This window comes from Syntrophorhabdaceae bacterium, assembly GCA_028713955.1.
Classification (GTDB): Bacteria; Desulfobacterota; Syntrophorhabdia; order Syntrophorhabdales; family Syntrophorhabdaceae; genus UBA5609.
Genome location: JAQTNJ010000233.1, coordinates 1 through 4,957, shown reverse-complemented (window position 1 = coordinate 4,957; position 4,957 = coordinate 1). Strand labels below are relative to the sequence as shown.

Annotated in this window: 12 protein-coding genes; 11 read left to right on the top strand and 1 reads right to left on the bottom strand. The window is 51.2% G+C overall.

Features of this window, described 5'->3' with window-relative positions:
* Positions 1–297: hypothetical protein (locus PHU49_14600; protein ID MDD5245236.1), on the top strand; the 297-nt coding region annotated here is incomplete at its 5' end.
* 11 nt (positions 298–308) lie between these two features.
* Here the strand turns inward: PHU49_14600 and PHU49_14595 are convergent.
* Positions 309–533, bottom strand: a complete 225-nt coding sequence (locus tag PHU49_14595) for a hypothetical protein (GenBank protein MDD5245235.1) — start codon at positions 531–533, stop codon at positions 309–311.
* On the opposite strand from PHU49_14595, the gene PHU49_14590 reads away from it, so the two are divergent.
* From PHU49_14590 to PHU49_14545, 10 genes are read left to right on the top strand one after another with little or no spacing between them, the layout of a single operon-like run.
* Entirely contained in the window at positions 532–1,458 is a 927-nt protein-coding gene (locus PHU49_14590) for a hypothetical protein (protein MDD5245234.1), read from the top strand. The genes PHU49_14595 and PHU49_14590 overlap by 2 nt on opposite strands.
* Before the next feature lie 12 nt (positions 1,459–1,470).
* Positions 1,471–1,827: a hypothetical protein gene (locus PHU49_14585; protein MDD5245233.1), complete on the top strand. Its 357-nt coding sequence runs from the start codon at positions 1,471–1,473 to the stop codon at positions 1,825–1,827.
* Positions 1,828–1,855: 28 nt separating this feature from the next.
* Positions 1,856–2,026, top strand: a complete 171-nt coding sequence (locus PHU49_14580) for a hypothetical protein (protein ID MDD5245232.1) — start codon at positions 1,856–1,858, stop codon at positions 2,024–2,026.
* Positions 2,027–2,053: 27 nt separating this feature from the next.
* Entirely contained in the window at positions 2,054–2,344 is a 291-nt protein-coding gene (locus PHU49_14575) for a hypothetical protein (GenBank protein ID MDD5245231.1), read from the top strand.
* Entirely contained in the window at positions 2,341–2,730 is a 390-nt protein-coding gene (locus tag PHU49_14570; protein ID MDD5245230.1) for a RusA family crossover junction endodeoxyribonuclease, read from the top strand. Before PHU49_14575 ends, PHU49_14570 begins: the two co-directional genes overlap by 4 nt.
* Positions 2,730–3,584 (top strand): hypothetical protein, encoded by an 855-nt coding sequence (locus PHU49_14565; protein ID MDD5245229.1) that lies wholly within the window; start codon positions 2,730–2,732, stop codon positions 3,582–3,584. The genes PHU49_14570 and PHU49_14565 overlap by 1 nt, the downstream gene beginning before the upstream one ends.
* Complete coding sequence (locus PHU49_14560; protein MDD5245228.1) at positions 3,568–4,128, top strand: DUF6475 domain-containing protein; 561 nt, start codon at positions 3,568–3,570, stop codon at positions 4,126–4,128. The genes PHU49_14565 and PHU49_14560 overlap by 17 nt, the downstream gene beginning before the upstream one ends.
* Before the next feature lie 26 nt (positions 4,129–4,154).
* The gene (locus tag PHU49_14555; protein ID MDD5245227.1) at positions 4,155–4,436 is read left to right on the top strand and encodes a hypothetical protein; all 282 of its coding nucleotides are present in this window, start codon (positions 4,155–4,157) and stop codon (positions 4,434–4,436) included.
* 1 nt (position 4,437) lies between these two features.
* Positions 4,438–4,791 (top strand): HNH endonuclease signature motif containing protein, encoded by a 354-nt coding sequence (locus PHU49_14550; GenBank protein MDD5245226.1) that lies wholly within the window; start codon positions 4,438–4,440, stop codon positions 4,789–4,791.
* Positions 4,779–4,931 (top strand): hypothetical protein, encoded by a 153-nt coding sequence (locus PHU49_14545; protein ID MDD5245225.1) that lies wholly within the window; start codon positions 4,779–4,781, stop codon positions 4,929–4,931. Before PHU49_14550 ends, PHU49_14545 begins: the two co-directional genes overlap by 13 nt.
* Positions 4,932–4,957 lie beyond the last annotated feature (26 nt).

Genomic DNA, 4,957 nt, shown 5'->3' with positions numbered 1-4,957 from the left:
ATCGCCTCAGAGGGATCGACGACCATCGAGACATTCATCACGGACATTAAGATGCAGACGAAAAAGAAGGACGGATCGCTGATGAAATCGCCCCTCTATAAGATCAATGCAGAGGGGAAGGAATACAAGACCTTCTCCGAGACGCTGGCAAAGACGGCGAAAGAGGCGAAAGACGCGGCCCGGAAGGTGGTCATTACTTTCGTTACAAATAAATACGGAAACGATGCCGAGAATATCATTTTTGCCGACGAGGGGCCGGGGGTGGAGACCGAGCGCGAGCCCGGACAGGAGGGCTGAGCATAATGGGATCATTGCCGAGACTCAAGATCAAGGACGAGATCCGCTACCGCAAGGGATCCACGGATGAAAGCCAAAATTGTCGTTACTGCATCAATTTCATAAATCTTTATCTTCAACCTGGAGAACTTGTCCAATATAACGTCAAAGGGATGTGCCGGATCATCGGCGAGAGGGATCTCGTCCGTTATCGGGTCCGTGGGGATTATACGTGCGACAGACAGGAGTATCGCCATGATCGTTGAAAAAATTCTTGAAAGCAAGGCCCGGAAGATCAAACAGTTTCCGGTGAACAGCAACAGGGCGAGCGACTTGGGGATCCCCTGCATCAGATACCACGTCCTGAACCGTACACGATGGCAGGAAAAGAGTCTGCATGATGTCGGCCTTCAAATGGTTTTCGACATGGGAAACGAGATCGAAAAGATCGTGCTCCGGGAACTTGACGAGGCTGGCCTGACCGTGATCGAGCAGCAGAGATCCTTTCAATGGCCGGAGTATCAGATTACGGGCCATACAGATGGGACCATACTCTTGGATGACGGTTCATGGCCTCTCGAAATCAAGTCCTGCTCTCCCTTCGTGTTCAAGGCAATAAACAGCGTGGCGGACCTGACAGGCGGTAAATATGCCTATCTCCGAAAGTACCCCGCACAGCTTACATTGTATTGCCTTATGGCGAACAAGGAAAAGGGCGTGATCCTATTCAAAGACAAGACCTCTGGCGCCATGAAGGAAATATGGGTGCCTCTGGATTATGAGTTAGGCGAAACCCTCTTGAAACGTGCCGAGGCCGTCAACGCCCACGTCGCTACGGGAACGCTGCCCAATCCAATCAACGATGATCTATGGTGCGACGGCTGCGCCTTCGCCCACATCTGCCTGCCGGATCACATCGGCAAGGAGATCGAGGTTGACACCGGGGAACTGGCGACAATGCTTGACCGCCTGGACGCCCTGAAGCCAGCCGTCAAGGAATATGAGGAGATCGACGACCAAGTCAAGAAGATGGTCGAGGGCCGGGAAAAGGTGCTCGCCGGGAACTGGTTTGTAACAGGCAAATACCTTGAAAAGAAATCCTATGACATTCCCGCGGAGATCAAGGCGCAATATGAAAAAATCACCCGCTATTGGAGGCGGCAGATCAGGAGGGCCGCATAAGAAAGGAGAATCATGGAAGAGCATATTGGACCAAGAGTTATAGGCATGATCGCCGGGGACATCGAGGCGTTATTGAGCGAGAACCAGAGCGCGATTAATGAAGCATACATGAACATCGGAGCCGGGACCAGGATCAGCATCGGCGTCGGCCTCTCCCCCGCTCCCCAGGGAGTGGAAGCCGAAATCAAGATCAGCTTTGCCAGGGAGATCATTGAGGCTCCTGAGAAATGCACGGCGAAGATCAGACGGATCATGAATGAAAGCCAAGTCGAGTTCGATCTGGCCGCCGGCGACAGGACCGTCCACAGCAACACGACGGACCTTGCAAGGGCGGCGGCGGGGGTGAAATCAAGAGGGACTGCCGCCTGACGTGCGGGGCGTATGAGAAGGGGAGGAAATGATGAATCAATGGGATAGAGAAGTAGAGGTATTGGAACGTATGCTTGAAGAGGGCCGCATAAGTCAAGACGAATACAACGAGACAATGCGTGATTTGGAACGCGATTACAGGGATGCCGCCAGAGAATCGGCACAAGAGGCTTATGAACGGGAATTAGAGAGATGGTAACCGCCTGACGTGCGGCGTGGAGGAGCGATGAAAAGATACCAGCCAATACTGGATTTCATAGAGGATGAGTGTCGGGCCGAAATGGAACCCTACACCACAGGCGATTATGTCCTCTACTCCGACGCTGAGGCCGCGCTGAAGGAGAAGGACGATCTTCTCAATGTCTATCAAAACACTCCCTTCGCACATTGGCATGAAAGGGCATTGAGGGCGGAAGAGCAGATCGCCGCACTGAAGGCCGAGATCGAGCAGTGGAAGAGGGTCGTTGTGACTCATGTAGAAGAGATCGAGAGGCTGAAGGAGGCTCGTACGTCATGACCGAAATTTTCCTCTCGATCCCCGGCTCGATTGTCTCAAAGAAGAACAGCAAGCAGGTTGTCATGATCGGCGGACGGAACTGTCCCCGCCGTCCCATGATCCTGCCTAGCAAGGCATACACGGCATGGGAGAAGCAGGCGCGGAAAGAGGCGTGGGCAAAGGCCATGATACCGCCGCTGGTGGGGCCGATACATGTTGAGGCGCGGTTTTATTACAAAGGCCCTGAGCCCGACCTCAGTGGATGCATGGAGTCGATTGCGGACGCAATGGAAGGAATTCTATGGGCGAATGACAAACAGATTGCGTCCTGGGACGGCAGCAGAAAACGGCATGACCTGGATCATCCAAGGACAGAAATCAGGGTGAAGGGAATGGTGGGGGAATAGTGGGCAAGAATCCAGCTTTTCTATTTTATCCTTCTGATTGGACGCGGGATCTTGATGATCAAGACCTTGAAGTTGAAGGCGCATGGATAAGAATTTGCTGCCGCCTGTGGTGGTCTGAAAAGAGGGGCGAGGCGACCAAGCCGATGAGGGAATGGGCACGGATTTTGAGAAAAACCGAGAAAAAAACGAAAGAAATTTTTCAAATTTTGATCGAAAAACGCATTGCGTCCGGTAGTATTTTGGATAACCAAAACATAACCATAATATCAAGACGAATAGTACGCGATTATGAAATATCTCAAATAAGAAAAGAAGTTGGAAAATTAGGCGGCAATCCAAAATTAAAAAAAATCAATGAAAATTTGGATAACCAAAGCGACAACCAAAAAGACCGGTCTTCAGTTTCAGTTTCAGTTTCATCTTCAAACCCCATAACAGAACCTAACGGTTCTATGTCCGAAACTGAAAAAACTGTTTCGGACGGAAACGGCAAATACCCCCCATGCCCACAAACTGAAATCATAAACCTCTATCATAAAACACTCCCCGAATTGCCCAGGGTAAAACATTGGCCGGAGAACCTTCAGGTGATCCTACGGACACGCTGGAAGGAAGATCCGGTGAGGCAAAATCTGGATTGGTGGGAGCAATACTTCCGGTATGTTCAAGAGTCCGATTTTTTAATGGGACGAACCAAAGAGGCTTTTGTAGCCGATCTTGAATGGCTGGTAAGACCGAAGAATTTTACAAAGATAGCCAATGGACGTTACCACGGGAGGAGCGGCCTGTCGGCCAAACCGCAACCGGGAATTTCCGCATGGCTGGAGGAAAGGAATCATGCAACACCAGGATGAACTGAAATTTGCCGAACTTATGGCTGTGCTTGCCGAGGTCTATGATGACGGCAGACCGCCGAGCAAGTTGAAAATGGAGGTCTATTATCAGGCGCTTAAAGGATTTGATATCACGGAAATAGAGAAGGCAGTCAAGGGGATAATCTACTCACGGGGAACAGCTTCATTCCCAAAGCCCGCCGAGATCATCCAGGAGATCAGGGGAACGACATTGAATCAGGCGACAATGGCATGGATTGAGGTATTGGAAACGGTGAAGCGGATAGGCCACTATCAGAGCGTGAGGTTTTCAGATCCCGTCATTCATTCTGTGATCGGGGTTATGGGTGGATGGGTGAGACTGGCGGGAAACATGACGACCGATGAAGAGAAATGGAAACAGAAGGAATTTGAAAAGCTCTATGAGATCCTATCGAAATACCCACGGAATAAACACCCGGAATATCTGCCGGGATTATGTGAGATCCAGAACGCAGCAAGCGGATGCGAGGTCAAGCAAGAGATCGTAAGCATAGGGGCCGAGAGGCTTCAGATTGCGGGGTGATAATGGGTGAACAAAGGAGGCGAATAATGGCGGAAGGAAACGAACCGAAGATCATAGCGACGTGCCCGGTATGCAAGAAGGATTTTATCGCAGACGGGAAGAGCAAGTTATTAGTGACATCATACCTGATCCCCATGGGCCAGAGCATGGGCCAGATGAAGATGGCAACGAGCCTGCCAAAGATCGCGTGTACAGGCTGTGGGATAGAGTTCTTCGCAGCCGAGGCATTGGAAGAATTGCGCAAGAAGGCGGCGGGCGAAACAGCCAAGATCATCATGGCAAGGCCGAACGTGGTGAAGATGAATTGAGATGCCAACGAAACCAAAGAAGCCATGCTCATATCCTGGTTGCCCTGCCCTTACGGATGGCGGGCGATGTGAGCAGCACAGGCGCAAGGAACGGGAACGCTACGATGCAGAGCGTGGTAATAGTGGAGAGCGCGGGTATGATGCCAAGTGGCAGAGGGTAAGGGCTTTGAAGCTGATGCTAGATCCACTATGTGAACAGCATGTAAAGAAAGGGCAGGATGTGGCTGCTGTCCTGGTGCATCACATAGAGCCCATAGAGAAGCAGCCTGAGCTAAGACTTGTCATGTCTAACCTCATGAGCCTATGCCAGCCATGCCATGAGGAGATACATGGGAAGGAACGATGGGGAAGATGAACAACAAGCGCGTCAAGATATACCGGAAGGAAGCAAGGAAGGCCATGGATAAGGAGTTAACACCCGCCCTTGCCTTGTTTAGGTGGATGCCATTCAAAGACAAGATCGCGTGGAAGATCATCAAGGGAGGGGGCCGTTAAATCCTCCAGGCCTTCCGCCGATTAAC